A 16,849-nucleotide genomic window follows, 5' to 3' on the forward strand; every position below is an offset into this window, starting at 1 on the left:
ACAAACCGCAAGGGTTGTACGTGAGTTCGGTGAATTTTTGAGGCTGCTGTGACGACTTCGACCAGGCTACAGGCGGCTGACGATCAGGGCGATGTCGTCGGTACCGCCGCTGCTCACACCGAGGCGGGCGAGCAGGGTGTCCGCCAGATGGTCGGGGGTGAGGCGGGCGTTGTCGCCGAGGATGTCGGTCATGCGCCGCAGGCCGGTGTCGATGTCCTCGTCGCGTCGTTCGATGAGTCCGTCGGTGTAGAGCACGAGCGTGTCACCGGGCTTGTAGGGGACGGCGGCCTGCGGGCGGGGGACATGGAGGGGGCGGGCTCCCAGCGGAGGGTCGGTGGCCTGGTCGAGGAGGACGAACGTGCCGTCGGCGTGCACGAGGACGGGTGGGAGATGCCCCGCGCTGCTGTAGGTGATGTGCCGAAGACGGGTGTTGATGACGGCTTTGACGGCGGTCGTGGCCAGTGCTCCCTCCACCGAGCGGGCGTACAGGCCCAGCACCTCCATCGCCTGGGCGGGCTCGCTGAGTGCGCGGACGGCGGCGGACAGCGCGCTGCGCAGCATGCCCATCGTGGCCGCCGCCTCCAGTCCGTGGCCGACCACGTCCCCGACCGCCACGGAGAACACGTCGTCGGACATGTCCACCAGGTCGTACCAGTCGCCGCACACGTTCAGCCCCTCGGAGGCGGGCAGATAACGCACGACGACGTCGGGGTGCCGGGCCAGGTCGGGGGAGTGCAGCATCGCTTCCTGGAGCGTGACGGCGACCTGGCGTTCCCGGGCGTGGGCCTGGCGCAGCTCCTCGTTCAGCTGCTGGAGCTCCTGGGCCCGCGCGTACAGTTCGGCCTCCATGGCTTCCCGCTCGCTGAGCGTCTGGCCCGACCGCGGGGGGAACGGGTGGGCCAGCACGAACTCGGTGACGTCCTCGACCCGGTGGATGATCCATGCCACCTGTCCGTCGGGCCCGAGCACGGGAGTGTTGATCGGCGACCACCAGCGCTCTTCGAACACTCCTGGCTTGTCGGCCACGGGGATGTCGTACTTCTGAACGGCCATCGGGTCCACCTCGCGTGAGTGCAGTACGCGGTGGAGCGAGGCGTTGAGGTTGCGCATCCCGTCGGCATCGGGGTCTTCGGGATTGTCCGGGAAGGCGTCGAAGAGGTATTGCCCGACAAGGTCTTCCGGGGTGCGCCCGGTCACGCGGCAGTAGGCCTCGTTGACGTCGACGATCACCAGGCCGGGGTCCAGCACGAGGTGTGGGCTGGGCGTGGCCGCGAACAGTGCCCGGTAGTCGATCGGCGGCGTCGTCACCCGCACACTCCGTTTCGGCTCTGGTGGATCCTCTCCTTTAGGTGCCAACTATGCGCGCCGCCATCCGCTACGTCCTGCCTGGCCAGGCGTCGGAGTGTCGGAGCTCCGGATGCAGTGCCACGGCACGGTACCCGGCCGCGCCGTATCGGGTCGTTATGAAGGCCGTGGGCGGAATGACCAGTGAGCGTACGTTGCGCGGGACGACGGTGAGCCGCCGCGGCGACGGTCGAGCGGATGACACCGACTCCCCACAGTCCCGGCCGGTCGAGGGCGAACCGGCAGCAGGCGAGAGCAGCGGTCGCTCAGGGGAGCTTGTCGGCCAGGATGTCGACGGGCTTGATGTCGGGCGCCTCGGCGAGCATCTCCGGGGCGACCTCCATCAGCGCGGCGGCGATCCTGCCCTGCAGATGGCTCTGGCGCCCCTGCTCGTCGTCGAAGGCGTCGAAGATGCCGAAGGTGGTGGGGCCCTGGCGGAACGCGAACCATGTGACGGTGTCCGACTCCTGCCGCGCGAGCTGCTCAGCGTCGCGCAGCAGGCCTTCGACCTGGTCCGCGTAGTCCGGCTTGGCCTCGATGCGTGCCAGCAGACCGAGTTGCGTCATGATGCACTCCCATGGGTGGCTTTCGGCATGCTTCACACAGCCTCTCGGGAGAACCATCGCACCGCCGGCGCGGCGACCTCGGCCGCCGCGCCGCACCTTCAGGTGTGATCGTCGGGACCTGTGGTCCGGTCGATCTCAGTTGCGTTCGGTTGGGTTGATCGCGACGAGTTCGACCTCGAAGCCGTCGTCGTTCTCCAGGTAGGCGGCGTAGTGCCGGCCGCCGCCGGCGTATGGATGCCGCTCGGGGAACATCAGCTGCCAGCCATGCTCAGCGGCGTCGGCGGCCAGCTTCTCGACCGCGGTGGCGTCCTCGACATGGAAGGCCAGATGGTTCAGTCCCGGACGGCAGCGATCGTGCCGTTCGGCAGTGAGGGCCGGGGATCGCTCGATGACCAGATAGGTCGGCCCGAGCCGCCAACTGCGGCCGTCGTTCCAGCTCTGGTGGACGGCGTAACCCAGCGCCTGAAGCAGCCAGCCGAACGAGGCGAGTGCGCGTTGGAGGTCCGGCACCCACAACTCGATGTGATGCAGCGTGCCGTGTGTGGGCCGATTCATGCGGTCGCCTGGGCGGACTCGGCAGACTCGATGGCATGTGTGGTGCGCGGATGGATGCAGCGCACCCCCCACGCACCAGCGGGCTCGAACGTTGTGCCGTCGGCTCGCGTCACGCTGGGGTTCACGGTGATCAGACGCACGGCAGGATCGCCTTCAACCGGAGTCCCCTTGGAGCCTGGCCCTCGCCTTGCGTTCAACCAGCACAGGGACGAACTCGCGAACGGGGCGTCGGTGAATGACGCGTGTGCCTCGGCTACCGCCGCCTCGATCTCGTCCTGGCTGTGCGTCGCGCTGAAGGCACCCTTCAGGCGTTCCACGACGCCGCGGATGGCCTCTTCTTCACGCGTTGCGTCGGCCACAGTGTCACCTGCCTGGAAGGGGGCCTCTCGGCCCCCACTGGGACTCTCGCGCGGGAGTGCCGCGCTTTGGTGATCATTGCATTCCGCTTCGGGCGTGACGAGGGGAACCGGCCATGCCGGCGGCCGGTGCCCGGTGCGATCTGGATGTGCCGCCCCTTGTGTTACGCGAAGGCCACGACCTGGCCCGACATGACCTGGGGAGGGTTGGGGAGCAGCGGTGCGAGGTGGTCGCGTACGAAGACCGCCGCCTTCTTGATGGATTCATGCGCCCCGTCCTCGTCCTCGAAGACGCTGGTCGAGATCATCACTCCGTTCCCGGCGTCGACCCAGTAGTAGGCCAGGAGGCCGGGGATCTGACGGATGAGCGGCACGAACCCCTCGCTCACCCGGCGCCCCGCTTCGGCCGGATCGGTCACTCCCTCGTACCGTCTGACGGCTGCGTACACGGCTGATCTCCTCACGATTCCGGGACTCTCACGGCGGAGACGCTGTACCTCCGCGACGCGCGATCCATGCGCGCGTCGTCCGTCAGTCACCGGAAGGGGTCAGCCGACGCCCCGTGCGAGCGGACCGCGGCCTCCGTGAGTGTCGTCGCCGTCCGTACGGCGCTTTTGATCGCCTCTTCGGGGTCGAGCCCGCACAGGTCGGTGAGGGTGAAGAGTGCCTCGGCGCTCACGGTGACCGCGAGGTCCCGTTTGAGCTGTGCGAAGGCTTCCAAGTCCGTTGTGCCGAGGGTGTCTTCGAGCGGGAGGAGTGCGTGGTCGATCAGTCCGAAGCGGATTCCGGGGCGGGCGGTCGCCGCATCGGGGCGGGTGATGGTGGCCGAGATCATCGCCCGTACCGCTCCCTCGCGGGCGATGATGCCGCGGAGCAGGAACTCGCAGGCGAAGGCGACCCGCTCGACGGGGTCGGTGGAGTCTTCGACCGGCGCGAGCGCCTCGGCGGGGGGCGGCCAGGCGCCGGCCAGGGCCTCGCTGATCAGTGAGGAGAGGTCGGGGAAGTACCGGTAGGCGGTGGCCTCGGAGACCAGCGCCGCGCGGGCGATCAGAGGCATGGTCACCTCGGCGCCCGTGCCGATGAGTTCGCGGGCGGCCGCCACGATCGCCGTGCGGGTGCGCTGCTTCTGGTTGGTGCGGCCGGTGCCCGCCTGCGCCGTCATCGTGGAACCTCTCCTTCTGTGCTTTCACCCTCATCCTAGCACTCGACTCTCGTTATGAGAGTTCACTTGCATAACGAGCCTCGACTTCTCTACTCTCATGAGAGTCGGCTCTCACGAAGGAGGCAGCGATGACTACGGTTTCCGTGGTCGGCCCGGACGACGGCGAGACGATCCAGCTGGGCCCGACACAGATGCGCATCCTGGAGGACGGCAGCACCACCGGGCACCGCCTCGGGATCGGCGAGATCACCCTCGCCCCGCACACCCAGGGGCCGCCGCAGCACCGCCACGCCCAGCACGACGAGGGCTTCTACGTCGTCTCCGGAACCGTGCACTTCACCGTCGGGGAGACGACCCACGTGGCCCCGGCCGGCACGCTCGCAATGATCCCGCCCGGCGCTCCGCACACCTTCGCCAACCTCGGCGACGAGCCTGCCGTGATGCTCAACACCTTCACGCCCGACCTGTATGTGCAGTACTTCCGGGACCTGCGGGACATGATCGCCGGCGGTCAGGAGCTGACCCCGGAGTCGACCGTCGCGGTGATGAGCCGTTACGCCACCGTTCCCGCAACCGACTACGCCTGACGGCGCCGCTGTCCCGCCGGCCCTTCCCCTCGCCGCGGCCCGTCGCGGCCGCCCACTTCAGGAGCCCCACATGACCAGCAGCACCCACACCCTCACCGTCGACCAGGGCACCCTCGACGTCACCGTCGACCTCCAGGGCCGGCAGGGGCACCCCTTCCTGCTCCTGCACGGAGGCGGCGGTCCGCAGACCGTCACCCCGTTCGCCGGACTCCTTGCCGAGCAGCGTCCGGCCAGGGTGTTCACCCCCGTCCACCCCGGCTTCGACGGCACCGACCGTCCCGACTGGCTGACCGACGTCACGACCCTGGCCCAGGTCTACGCACGGCTGCTCGACGCGCTCGACCTGCGGGACGTCGCCGTCGTCGGCAACTCCGTCGGCGGCTGGATCGCCGCCGAACTGGCGGCGCTGGGCAGCGACCGGATCAGCAGCGTGACCCTCGTCAACGCCGTCGGCATCGACGTCCCCGGCCACCCGATCGCGGACGCCTTCTCCCTGACTCCCGTCGAACTGTCCCGGCTCTCCTTCCACGACCCCTCGAAGTTCCGCTTCGACCCCAGCACACTCTCCGAGGCGCAGCGCGCGGTCATGGCCGCCAACCGTGCCACGCTGCGCGTCTATTCGGGCACGAACGCCATGGCCGACCCCGCCCTGCCCGACCGACTGGCCAAGATCACCCACCCGACACTCGTCGCGTGGGGCGCAAGCGACCAGGTCGTCGACGCCGACTACGGACGCGCGTACGCACAGGCCATCCCCGACGCGGAGTTCCGGCTGCTGCAGGGCACCGGCCACATGCCCCAGACCGAGACGCCCGAGCAATTCCTCCCCGTGGTCTGGGACTTCGCCGACACCCACGCCACCGACCGGCCGCGGCCCTGACTCCGGAAGGTCCGGCCGTGCCCGAACCCGACCGCGGCAGACCGTCGTTGGTCCTGGCCGTCTGCTGTCTCGGCGTCCTGCTGGTCAGCCTCGACACCACCATCCTCAATGTCGCCCTGCCCTCGATACAGCAAGACCTGCACTGCTCCGTGGCGGGCCTGCAGTGGACCCTCGACGCCTACACCATCGTGCTGGCCTCGCTGCTGATACTCGCCGGCTCCACGGCCGACCGGGTCGGCCGACGGCGCGTCTTCCGACTCGGGCTCGTGCTGTTCACCGGCGGATCGGCACTGTGCAGCCTGGCACCGTCGTTGAACTGGCTGATCGTCTTCCGTATGGCGCAAGCCCTGGGCGGCTGCATGCTCACCCCGGTCGCCATGGCCGTCATCGCCAACGCGTTCCCGCGGCCGTCGGAGCGGGCCAGGGCCATCGGCGTGTGGGGCGGCGTGGTCGGCATCAGCATGGCGGCCGGTCCCGTCCTCGGCGGCGTACTGGTGCAGATCGCCGGATGGCGGTCGGTGTTCTGGCTGAACGTGCCGATCGGGCTGGCCGCGCTGGTGCTGGCCGCCCTTTGCGTACCGGAGTCCCGTGCGCCACGGCCCCGCCGGGTGGACCCGGTGAGCCAACTCCTGGTGATCGCGGCGCTCGGCACGCTGACGTACGCCGTCATCGAGGCGCCGGGCCGGGGCTGGACCTCACCCGTCATCGTGGCCAGCCTGACCGCCGCGGCGGGTGCGCTGGCCGGGCTCGTGCCGTACGAGAGGAGACGTGACGAACCGCTGATCGATCCGCGTCTGTTCCGCAGCGCATCCTTCAGCGGGGCCACGGTGATGGCGGTCTGCGCCTTCGTCGCACTCGGCGGCTTCCTGTTCGCCAACGCCCTCCATCTGCAAGGTGACTTGGGGCTCAGTCCGCTGGATGCCGGGGTGCGCCTGCTGCCGATGGCCGTGCTGTGCCTGCTGTGCCCGCCCCTGTCCGGGCGGATGGTCGGCAGCCGCGGGCCGCGCATCCCGCTGCTCATCGCCGGCGCCGGTATCACCGCCGGCGGCGCGCTGGCCGTGCCCGCCACTCGCTCCGGGGACGGCACGGGCCTCCTGCTCTACGCGGCGTACGCACTGTTCGGACTGGGCTTCGGATTCGTCAACGCACCCATCACCGACACGGCGGTCTCGGGTCTGCCGCGGGCCCAGGCAGGAGTGGCCGCCGCGATCGCCGCGACCAGCCGTCAGGTCGGCGCCGCGCTCGGCATCGCGGTGAGCGGTGCCGTGATCGCCGCCGGAACGCGCCCCGCCGTCTGGTGGATCATCGTCGGCTGCGGTCTGGCCATCCTCGCCCTGGGCATCCTGACCTCCGGCCCCTGGGCTCACATGGCCGGCGACGGCGGCAACGCGGACGGCGGGCAACTGCCCGACCGGGCCGAGCCCCTTCACGAGATGCGGAACGAGAGGCCCGGGTCGAACGGCTCGAAGGTGCCCTCGGTGAAGGACAGCAGATAGTGACCCGGTTCCCGGATCAGCGCCGTCCGGCGGTCCACCACCAGCAGCTGGCGGACGATCGTCACCTCCGCCTCCAGCACCACCTCCACCTGTTCGACCTCGGGCGGGCGCCGGACCAGGCAGTGGACCACCCGACCGTGCGGCGCCAGCTCCACGTCGCCTTCGCACGGGCTGAAGTCCCACGTCATGCGGGGCTGCCCCAGCCCGAACGTGACAACGGCCTCGGAGATCGGGACATCGGTGTTGTCGTGCGAAGGCGCCAGGTATTCGGCCAGGACACGGGGATGACGGTACGTCACCGTGAGGCGCAGACCCTCGTAGCGGCGGCCCTCGCCCAGCCGGTCGAGGTCGTAGGGGAACGTGACGTACGAATAGGCCCAGCGGTCCCGGCCGACTCGGTGGACGAGCCGGTCGAGGGTCTCGGCGTCGGCGTCCATCACCGTGGCGTGGCCGAAGCGGATGGCCGACTCCAGCCGCCAACGGCGGTCGGCGGCACCCATGACGGCGTCCTCGGAGTACAACTCGTGGCGACCGGCCGGTCCTCGCGTGCTCTGCGGACCGTCACTCATCCGGCCAACTCCCTTCCCCGCGGCCCGCCGTGGCCGGTGAGCGGCAGCCTAGCGCGAACGTATGCACACCGCCGCGACCACGATGTCCCGCCGCGCCCGATCTGACACACTGATCTGCCTGGACACCGGCGCAAGCGGAGGTGGCGTGGAGACGCGGGCGGCCGACGGCGAAACGGACCGGCAACTCGCCGACCTACTGGGGGAGGACGCCGCCGAGGGCCTGGCCCGGTGGCGCCGCACCTCCGGCTGGACGGTGTCCCTGCCCGCCGCCCCATGGACCTCGCGCGGCTACACCGACGCCTTCGTCGCCTCCCTCGTACTGCGACCCCCGGGCGGCGACGACCTGAACCTCGTGGCCAAGGTCGTACCACAGGACAACCGGCGTGAACCGGACGCCCACCGGCGGGCGTTCGACGACGCGGCCGCCCAAGTCGCGCCCGGTGCAGCCGAGTTCACCCGCAGGCATCTGGTGGGCCTGGTGGCGCAGGCCGGACCGGTGGACACCCCGGCGGGCCGGATCATCTACTTCCAGCACCTGGCCGGGGGCACCGCGCTGTGCCGGCCTCTGGCCGACCTGGAGCGTCCGGGTCAGGCCGAGCAACTGGTCGACACATGTCTGGCGGTGGCCCGGGCCGTCGCGGCCGAGTGGAACGGTTCCGTACGGCGGACCGAGCAGACCGTGGCCGCGTTCCTCGACCAGGAGTTACGGGGCCCGCTGAGCGGCACGGGATCGGTGGACCGGTGGGCGGCGGTCGCGGGGCTCAGCGGCCCGGGCGTCCGCTGGATCGTCACGGCGGAGGATCCCGAGCCGCTCCCCAATCCGCTGCCGGCGGCCTTCGGGCACACCGGCCGGGGCGACCGGAAACTCGACGTCCTGACCGCACGCGTCCACGGCGATCTGCACCTCGGGAACATCCTGGTGGTGCAGGGCGAACAGGGCGTCCAGCCAAGGACCTTCCGTCTCATCGACCTGTCGACATACCGCTCTGTCGGTCCACGCGCACGGGACCAGGTCCAGCTGCTGCTGTCCGCGGTGGCCTGGCTGTGGCCGGACCTCTCCGCACTGCAGAGGCAGGCGCTGCTGACGGACCTGACGCATCCGCACATCCCCGCGCACCCGCGGCAGGACCCCCTCGTCGCCCGGCTGATCGCGGGTGTCCACGACGCCACATGGAGCCTGGTGGAGCCCAAGGGCTTCGGCGACGCCTGGCTGCGTCAGTACCCGCCGGCGCTCCAGGCCGCCGCACTCCGCTTCACCACCTTCACCAGCTTCTCTCCGGAGCTGCGGTGGTGGTTCATGCGCCTGGCCTGCCGGGCCGCCGGGCGATGGGCCGCGCTGACCGGGGCGCGCATCGGCAGCGAGCGCCCCCGGCCACTGAAGAACCCGTTCAAGAGCACGCTCACGGAACAGCCGCCCACCGTCACTTCGGCACCACCGGCGGCCCGCGCCCCGACGCGGCCCGTCGCGCTGGGCGGCAGACTGCTCGGCGAAGTGCCGCGGCTGCGCGGGCCGGGCGCGGAAGGGACCGGCTGAGTGGCCAACTCCGACTCCTACGCCGGTGACATCACTCGGCACCGCATGGCCCCGCTGATCTTCGAGGCATGGAACTCGGATTCCCCGCAGGTTCGTCGGCGGCTCGCCGAACACCCGCCCCCGGGGGCGATCGCCCTGCGCTGCCGCTACCGGCACCTGCTGGACACGACGGTCACCGCAGCGGCCGTGGAGCCCATGGACCTGGCGGAATGGCACCGGACCCTGAGGGCCGAGACCGAGGGGGACACGGCCATCCGCGAGGGCAGGTACGACCACGCGCACACCGTGTTCGCGGACCTGGCCGCGGCCACCACCTCCGGTGTCACCCGGGTCAACGCCCGGCTCGGCGTGGGAGACGCCCACCGTCACCTCGACGCTCCTGAGCAGGCCGTCGAGGCCTACCAGCGCGCCCTGGGCGACGCCGCGGCGCTCGGCTACCGCTTCGGTGAGCTGCGTGCCCTCGTCGCGCTGGGCCACCTGACGAGGATGCACCACAGCGCGGGCCGCGCCACCGAGCGGTTCACCCGCGCCCTCACCCTGGCCGAAGAACTCGCCGACCCGGTGTACGAGGGCAACGCGCTGCTCGGCCTCGGCGAGTGCGAGGAGCGGCTGGGCTCACCCGAGAGGGCAGCGGAGACGTACGAGAGGGCCCACCGGGTGTTCGAGGCCGTCCACGGCGTGACCGGTCAGGCGCACTCGGCGCAGCGGCTCGGCGCCGTGCTGCTGCGCCTTGCCCGGCCCGACGAGGCGACCACCTGGCTGGTGCGGGCGGCGCAGCTGTTCGACGCGGACGACGACCCGGTCGGAGTCACCAACGTCCTCGGCGACCTGGGCGACTTCCTGCTGCGCGTGAACGAACCCGACAGCGCCGAGATCCAGTACCGTGCCGCGCTGACCATCGCCACCGAACGCGGGCTGCCACGGGCCCGCGCCCATGCCCTCCACGACCTGGCCCGCGTGGCCCGCTCCCGGGCGGACTGGCACGGTGCGGTGAGCGGATTCGAACAGTCCCTCGCGGCCTATCGCGAACTGGACGACCTGCTCGGGGTGTGCACGGCGCTGGGAAAGCTGGCCGAGGCGCGGGAGGCGTTGGCCGAGTCCGGCCGTGCGCTGCGTGACCGGGTGGCCGCGGTGTTCGCCATCGAGGAGTTCCGGGCCACGCACCGCGAGTCGGCCGCACAGCAGGAGTACCGGGGCCGGTTCGCCGGGGTGTACTCGGCCGCGCTGCGGGCCGCGGTCGCGGTGGGCGACGCGGCGTCGTTCGCGGTCGTCGCCGAGGCCCTCGCCGGCCGGCGCCTGGCGGGACTCGCCCAGGCGCCCCCGGACACCGCATCGGTGACCGACGCGGAGTTCGCGCAGCAGATGATCGTGCACGCCGACCAGCGCTGGGCCGCCGGCCGGCGCGGCCCGGGGCACGGCCCTGTCCTGCCGCCCGGCACCGACCGGCGCCGGCGGATTCTGCGCATGATGGGGGCCCTCGCGGTACCGCAGGGTCTGCGCGAGCCGGCCGAGGAGGCGCTCGAGGACGTCCTGGCGAGCGTGTACCTCCCACCCGCCGAGGACGGCGCCGAGCTGATCCGCGATCTGCCGCCGGGCTGTCACGCTCTCCAATTTGTCGTGGATCCCGACGCACCGGACCGGGTCCACTGGCTGTGGCACACCGCCGACGGGCGCCCGGTCCTCGGCAGCGCTCCGCTCTCCGAGCCCTGCCGGCGGCTGCTGGCCGTGTTGCAGGAGGACAGCGCCGAACGCAGCGCCCTGGTCCCGGTGCAGTTGGCACCCTTGGCCGAGCTCGTCCCCGAACCGCTGCGGGACCAGCTGGCGGAGCCCGGGGAGCACAGGCTTCTCCTCCTGCCGGTAGGCGAGTTGTGGCTCGTACCGTGGGGTGCCGTACCGCTGCGCGACGACCTGGTCCTCGGGCAGGCCGCCCGCTTCGCCGTGTGCCCTTCCCTCTTCCTGCAGCGCGTGCTGCGCCGGCGCGGCCCGGCCGGCCCGTCCGAGGCGCCGGCCGTCTTCTGGCGCAGCCCGTACATCACCCATCACGAGCCCCTTCCGGTCCCCGGGCGCGAGCTGGAGCGGCCCCCCGACGCAGGCTCGGTCAAGGAACGCCTGGGCGCCGGCTGTCACACGGTGATCGTCGTCTGCCACGGACGCCTGGTCCCGGGAACCGGCCACTACCTGGAACTGGACGGCGAGAACTGGCTGCTCCCCGCCGACGTCCTGCGCGGTCTCCCGCCACGGCGGCTATACCTGGTCACCTGCTGGGGAGCGGGAATCCCCGGGCGCGCGATGACCGACCCGGTCAGCATCGCCACCCTCGCCCTCGCCAGAGGGACGGTCGAACTGCTCGCCACGGTGGGGGAGTTCAACGACACCCCGGTGGCCGAGGCGTTTGTACGGCAGGTGCTCGACGCGCTCCACGGCGCGCACGGCACCGTGGCCGACGCGGTCCACCACGCGATCTCGGCGGCCTTCGACTTCCCGGCGATGTGGGACTGCCCCGTCCGGGAATGGGGCGCGCTGCTCCCCATCGGCACCTTCCTCGACCCGACCGCCCCCGACGTCCTGGAGGCGACCCGATGACCCCCACGCCCACCGGCTCCGCCCACGGCGCACCGGGCCCCGAGCCGTCGGCACCACCGGCCGAGGGCCCGGACGACGTCGACACGGCAGCGCAACTCGCGGACCTGTTCGACGACGAGGCGGCGGGACGCGCCCTGGTCGACTGGGCCCGGCACGGCGGGCACGGCGGTACGGTCCTCCCGGTCGAGCCCCGCTGGCGGCCCTTGGGCGACAGCGCCACCGGAGCCCTGCTCACCGCCGTGACGGTCACCCCCGGCGTGGGTGACGTGGTGGTCAAGGTGTGCGCCGCCGACCAGCGGTCCGAACCGGACGCGCACACCCGCGCGGAGCGAGCCGGCGGCGACCGGGTGGCGCGGCAGGCGTTCCGGCCGTGGCCGGTGGGCGACGGACGCCTGCTGACCTTCCAGGCCCCCGCGGCCGGCAGTCTGCGCGACGTGGACACACTGGCGGGGCTCGCGGGACAGCACCTCCACGAGGCGTGCGCGTACCTCACACGATGGCTGCTGACCGGCTGGAACCAGGGGATCCAGGGTGGCACCGCCGTGCCGACCACCGCCGCCGACGTACTCACGGGCGAACTCGGCGCGCTGCTCTCCGAAGCGGGATCGGCACGGGCCTACGGCGCCCGCATCGCGGCCCTGGCCCCCAACCCGCCCTGGATCGAGGTCGACGGGCGTGTCCTGCCCAACCCGCTGGCCATGGCCGCCGGGTCGGAGAGGATCCCCGTCGTGAAGGTCGGTGTCGTACGAGGCCGGGCGCACGGTGACCTGCATCTGCAGAACGTCATGGTGCCGTACCGGCACGGACGCGTCCGGTACGACGGCTTCCGGCTCATCGACCTGGCGACCTTCGCCGAGGACGCCCCGCTGTCCCGGGACATAGCCACCCTGCTGCTGTCGGCGCTGGCACCGAAAGTGCGCGAGAAACTCCCCGACGAGCAGGAACTCGCCCTGCTGCGCCACCTGGTGGACCCGTCGGACCAAGACCTGGGACGGATCGTGCCGGAGTCGGCACGGCTGGTCGAGGCGGTGCGTCGAGCGTGTACGGAATCGGTCCCGGACACCTGGCGCGACCACTGGACGGACCACTTCCTCCTCAGCCTCCAGGCCACCGCCCTGCGTTTCACCACCTACGACAACCTCCTGCCCGCCGGGCGCTGGTGGTTCTTCCGGCTCGCGGCGCACGCCGGTGGAGCGCTGCTGGAGCAGCACCGGCTGAGCGTGCCCGACACGGGGACGCCCCTCGCTCCGCCCGGACCGGGCACCCCGGCCCGGTCCGCCGAGCGGCCGGAGGAGGCGGAGGCCGCGCTGCTGGCGGTCGACCGGCGGACCGTCCGCACCCTGGAGGCGGTGCTCCCGAGCACCGAGTCCCCGGACGTCGCGGCGGTACGGCTGTCGGACCTGTACGTCACCCGCGACGAACAAGCGGGACTGCTGGACCAGTTGCGGGCCCAGTGGGCCGGCCGGGACCGGCGGGCCATCGCCGTGCTGGGGGACCCCGGAAGCGGCAAGAGCTGTGTGCTGTGGGGACTACGCCGCGCCCTGCTGGACGAGGGACGAGCCGTGGTCACCATCTCCGCGGCCGCCCTGCTCGGCGGCCCGGACCAGCCCGCCGAGCTCAGCGTGCCCGCGCTGCTCGGGGGGTTGGAGGCGTACCGGGAGCGGCTGGAGCGGGAGGAACCGGGGCGGCCGCCTGCCCTGCTGCTGGACACCGCCGACCTGCTGTTGCACAACTCCGTGGACGCCGACCGGCTGGTGACGGTGGCCAAGGACGTCCGGGCGAGCGGTGTGGCCGTCGCCCTGGCCTGCCGGTCGGCGGAGGCGCGGATGCTGGAGGAGCTGTACGCCGACGGGACCGAGCACCGCATCGCCGAGCTGCTGTGCAAACGGCATCTGGGCAGCTACGAGGACGGCCGAACGGAGGCGGACGCGGGCATCCGCGACGGCTGGGCCCCCGACTCGGAACTCGGCCGGGCGGTCGACACACACCTGCGCGTCTTCTGCCGGGCACCCGGCGACCCGGCGCCGCGCCAGGGGGCCGGCACGACAGCGGCCCGCCCGCTCGATCCGGCCCGCGCCGGACAGATGCGCCGGATCCTCGCCGGCGCCGTCGCCCGCGGCCTGCCCCTGGGACAACTGGTCCGGCATCCGCTGTCCCTGCGCATGATCTTCGACCTGTACGCGCCGACCGGCCCCGGCGACGAGAACCTGGACGCGACCGGCCTGTTCGACCACTACTGGGAGAACCGGGTCGTCGCCGACACCCGGCACACGGTCGGCGACACCGGACCGACGGGACCCGAGGCGGGACGTGACCTGTCCGCGGCCACCCGCGTCCTGGGGCTGGCCATGCTCCGCGCGGGCAAACCCGAACTGCCGCGCACCGGCGCACGCGACGTCCTGGCCAAGCGGCTGCGCATCCCACCGCGTGACGGCGACAGGATCCTGTCCGTATTGCTGCGCCGCGGTGTGCTGCGTGCACTCGAGCGCGACCACCTCGCATTCCACCACCAGGCGTTCGCCGAATACGCGGCCGGACGGGCCCTCAGCCACTCTGGACCCGGCGCGCTGGCACTGGCCGCCGCACGCGTGGCCAAGCGCCCGGAGGACCTGCTCCTCGCCGAGGCCGTCCGGCACGCCTTCCACACCGCGGACCGGGACGGCTCCTACGACTGGTATCCGCCGCTGGGCGCGCTGCTCGACGCCGAGGAGGCGGTGTCCCGGCTGACCGCCCTGCGTATCCACGCCGGTCTGCGCCGGCCGCCCGAGGAGGCCGTCGAGCAGGGCGCCCGCGTCCTGACCACGGCAGATCCCGTGGAGACGGTGACCTATCTGACGGTTCTCAACGGCACCAGCGAGCCCGCCTGGTACGCCTGGCCCGTGCTCCTGCGCACCCTGTGGGACCGGGGCGAGGAGGAGACCCGCCGCCGTGTGCTGACCGCCCTCATCCACCTCGCCCGCCAACAGCCCCGCGTCGCGGCCGGGTTCGTCGCGGACATCCGGCTGCTGCGATTTCCCGATGCGCAGTCCCTGAAATGCCTGCCGCCCGGAGGGGCCCTGGTCCAGCTGCTGCTGGCACTGGACGCGGCCGATCCGGAGGCGACCGCGCGGGGCTGCGACCGGCTGATCGAGGCGGCCGCCCGCTTCCGTGACCGTACGGTCTACCAACGCGCCCTGTACGCCCTGGCCAGGCTCACCGAGGAGCAGCCCGGCACCTATGCGGAGAGCGCCGCGAAACGGCCCGCGGAGCTGGCCCTGCTGCCGCAGGAGAAACCGTGGGCGGGCGTCTTCGACGACCTGATCGTCGCCGCGGCCGTCGCCTGGGTGGCCGCCCGCCGCGGAGAGGTCGTGCCGCTGGACGTCGCGGTCGCCTGCGCCGAGGCGCTGGCGAGAGGCACCACCACCGTGACCGACCGCGCCCTACTGCGCGGGGTCGCCGAGCTGCTGGGCGCCGAAGACGAACAGACGGTCCACCAGGTCCTCGACACCGTCGCCGCGGCCGTCGGCTCCCCGGTGGCCGCGGCCGACGGCGCCAAGTACCTGATCGCGCCTCTGCTGGCCGTACCCGGCGACCTCCCGGGCCCGCGCGCGGCGCGCGCCTGGTGCCGCGCCCGCCTGCGGGCCGTGCCCGGGACCGACCGGGAAACGGGCGTCACCGGCCTGATCGCCAAGGCACTCGACACGGACAAGGTGCCGCTCCCCGGCACCACCGTCGCCGACTGCATCCACCCGGGGACCGAGGAGCCCGTGGAGCCCCGGCCGGGTGAACTCGCGCACTGGCTGGCCCCCTCCTGGTCCCCGGCGCTGACCGCGGCCGCGGCCGGAGGCGGTCACCCGCACGCCCGACTCGCCCTGGAACTCGCCCTCGTCGCCACCGACGGCGCCCGGCATCCGGCCACGGCCCGGCTGCGGGAGGCGGTCGCCCGCAGGGCCGCCGACGGGTCCGGCCATCTCCTCGCCTGGCTGCGCGCCGAGGCCGCCGTCTCCGGGCGCCGCGAGGGCCTGCGGCGGCTGGCCGAACTGGACCGGGACCTGCTCAGAAACGGGCTGGACCACCCGGCCCACCTGGACGAGCTGCATGCCATCGCGCGACACCTGCAGAGCGTCCCGGGCCCCGACTGGCTGGCCGGGATGCGGCTGCGCCTCCTGCTGGTCTCCTGGGGCCTGCTGGTGCCGGCGACCGCCGAGGACACGGCGGACCAACTGCGTACCACCCGGCAAGCCGCCTACCGCCGCCAGATCATGGACCTCACCATGGCGCACCTGCCCAGGGCCAACGGCCTGTGGCGCACGGAGGACCCGCTGCGCGTCCTCACACCCGTCCTCGAAGAGATCATCGCCCTCGGCAACGAGCAACTGCGCCACTACGACCCTGCCGACCACCACGCCCGCCAGATCGTCCTCGCCGGCCACGAGGCACATCTCTTCCAGGTGGCCCTGCACGCCCATTTCGCCGACCTGTCCACGCCCGCCCTGCACACCTCCCTCGCACGCGTCGACGAACTCGCCTTCGCCCCACTCGGCCTCCATCTGCCGCCCGACGACAAGGAGGCCCGCCCCCACTGCTGGCGCCGTCGGCTGCGCCACCTGCCCACCCTGGCCGTACGGCTGTCCGGCGCGGGACACCCGGCCCGGGCACAGGACCTGCTGGACACGGCGATCCGCACCATGAACGAGGCCGACCCCCGGCCCCAGCAGAAGTGGCGCAACCCCGCCGCCAATACCTGGCGCCCCTATCTGCGCATCCTCAGCCGGGTGGAACGGGCCGTGCTCAAGGAAGTGATCCTCGACTACGCCGAGCGAGACGTGTGGATGGCCCGCCATCTCGTCGAGGTCGCCGCCCAGACGCTCGGCGACATCTCCCCGGAGCTGTACGCCCTCATGCGCCACCCAAGCACCCCGACCCCCCTCCTGGAACCCCTCCGCCGCACCGCGTCCTGGGCCGGCCGCGGCGACTTCGGAACACCCTGGCCGGACATCTTCACCCACCTGAACGGGGTTTGAGGCCCGGTCCCCCGGAGAGCGCGGGGACCTCATGCACTTGGCGCCCCATCAGCTGGACCCTTCCTCGTTCGGCGGCCTCATCAGTCCCGTACACCGTCCTTGTCGACGATCGCAGCGAACACCTGCTCACACGTCAACCCGGGGTGAACCGGGGGTCGTCGACGAAAATCGACATCACGCGATGACCGTACTACCGCCTGACAGGCGCCGGCGT

Annotated in this window: 13 protein-coding genes; 6 read left to right on the forward strand and 7 right to left on the reverse strand. The window is 72.1% G+C overall.

Features of this window, described 5'->3' with window-relative positions; translation table 11 throughout:
- Positions 1-66: 66 nt before the first annotated feature.
- The 6 genes from AB0I54_RS11560 to AB0I54_RS11585 all read right to left on the reverse strand — a co-directional run bounded on the left by AB0I54_RS11560 (position 67) and on the right by AB0I54_RS11585 (position 3,983).
- Positions 67-1,308, reverse strand: a complete 1,242-nt coding sequence (locus AB0I54_RS11560; protein ID WP_363295736.1) for a SpoIIE family protein phosphatase — start codon at positions 1,306-1,308, stop codon at positions 67-69.
- A gap of 302 nt (positions 1,309-1,610) precedes the next feature.
- Complete coding sequence (locus tag AB0I54_RS11565) at positions 1,611-1,910, reverse strand: antibiotic biosynthesis monooxygenase (RefSeq protein WP_363295737.1); 300 nt, start codon at positions 1,908-1,910, stop codon at positions 1,611-1,613.
- Positions 1,911-2,045: 135 nt separating this feature from the next.
- A complete protein-coding gene (locus tag AB0I54_RS11570) occupies positions 2,046-2,465 on the reverse strand; it encodes a VOC family protein (RefSeq protein ID WP_363295738.1) in 420 nt (139 codons plus the stop codon).
- Complete coding sequence (locus AB0I54_RS11575; protein ID WP_363295739.1) at positions 2,462-2,824, reverse strand: three-helix bundle dimerization domain-containing protein; 363 nt, start codon at positions 2,822-2,824, stop codon at positions 2,462-2,464. Before AB0I54_RS11575 ends, AB0I54_RS11570 begins: the two co-directional genes overlap by 4 nt.
- A 161-nt stretch (positions 2,825-2,985) precedes the next feature.
- On the reverse strand, positions 2,986-3,270 hold the full coding sequence (locus tag AB0I54_RS11580; RefSeq protein WP_363295740.1) for a hypothetical protein: 285 nt from the start codon (positions 3,268-3,270) through the stop codon (positions 2,986-2,988).
- An 86-nt stretch (positions 3,271-3,356) separates the two neighbouring features.
- A complete protein-coding gene (locus AB0I54_RS11585; RefSeq protein ID WP_363295741.1) occupies positions 3,357-3,983 on the reverse strand; it encodes a TetR/AcrR family transcriptional regulator in 627 nt (208 codons plus the stop codon).
- Between the two features lie 128 nt (positions 3,984-4,111).
- Here AB0I54_RS11585 and AB0I54_RS11590 point away from each other — a divergent pair, with 128 nt between their 5' ends.
- The 3 genes from AB0I54_RS11590 (at position 4,112) to AB0I54_RS11600 (ending at position 6,946) form a co-directional block, all read left to right on the forward strand.
- Positions 4,112-4,570 carry a cupin domain-containing protein gene (locus AB0I54_RS11590; RefSeq protein ID WP_363295742.1) on the forward strand — a complete coding sequence of 153 codons (459 nt, stop codon included), beginning with the start codon at positions 4,112-4,114 and terminating at the stop codon, positions 4,568-4,570.
- A 70-nt stretch (positions 4,571-4,640) separates the two neighbouring features.
- Positions 4,641-5,450: an alpha/beta hydrolase gene (locus AB0I54_RS11595; RefSeq protein WP_363295743.1), complete on the forward strand. Its 810-nt coding sequence runs from the start codon at positions 4,641-4,643 to the stop codon at positions 5,448-5,450.
- A gap of 17 nt (positions 5,451-5,467) precedes the next feature.
- Positions 5,468-6,946, forward strand: coding sequence for an MFS transporter (locus AB0I54_RS11600; protein WP_363295744.1), 1,479 nt, complete (start codon positions 5,468-5,470; stop codon positions 6,944-6,946).
- Here the strand turns inward: AB0I54_RS11600 and AB0I54_RS11605 are convergent.
- Positions 6,877-7,515, reverse strand: coding sequence for a hypothetical protein (locus AB0I54_RS11605; protein WP_363295745.1), 639 nt, complete (start codon positions 7,513-7,515; stop codon positions 6,877-6,879). The two genes, AB0I54_RS11600 and AB0I54_RS11605, sit on opposite strands and share 70 nt — an antisense overlap.
- A gap of 61 nt (positions 7,516-7,576) precedes the next feature.
- Between AB0I54_RS11605 and AB0I54_RS11610 the strand changes: the two genes are divergently transcribed.
- The 3 genes from AB0I54_RS11610 to AB0I54_RS11620 are packed head-to-tail and all read left to right on the forward strand — an operon-like array spanning position 7,577 to position 16,635.
- Entirely contained in the window at positions 7,577-9,049 is a 1,473-nt protein-coding gene (locus tag AB0I54_RS11610; RefSeq protein ID WP_363295746.1) for a hypothetical protein, read from the forward strand.
- A complete protein-coding gene (locus AB0I54_RS11615) occupies positions 9,050-11,632 on the forward strand; it encodes a tetratricopeptide repeat protein (protein ID WP_363295747.1) in 2,583 nt (860 codons plus the stop codon).
- Entirely contained in the window at positions 11,629-16,635 is a 5,007-nt protein-coding gene (locus tag AB0I54_RS11620; protein ID WP_363295748.1) for a hypothetical protein, read from the forward strand. Before AB0I54_RS11615 ends, AB0I54_RS11620 begins: the two co-directional genes overlap by 4 nt.
- Positions 16,636-16,849 lie beyond the last annotated feature (214 nt).

Source organism: Streptomyces sp. NPDC050625 (assembly GCF_040654755.1).
GTDB lineage: Bacteria > Actinomycetota > Actinomycetes > Streptomycetales > Streptomycetaceae > Streptomyces.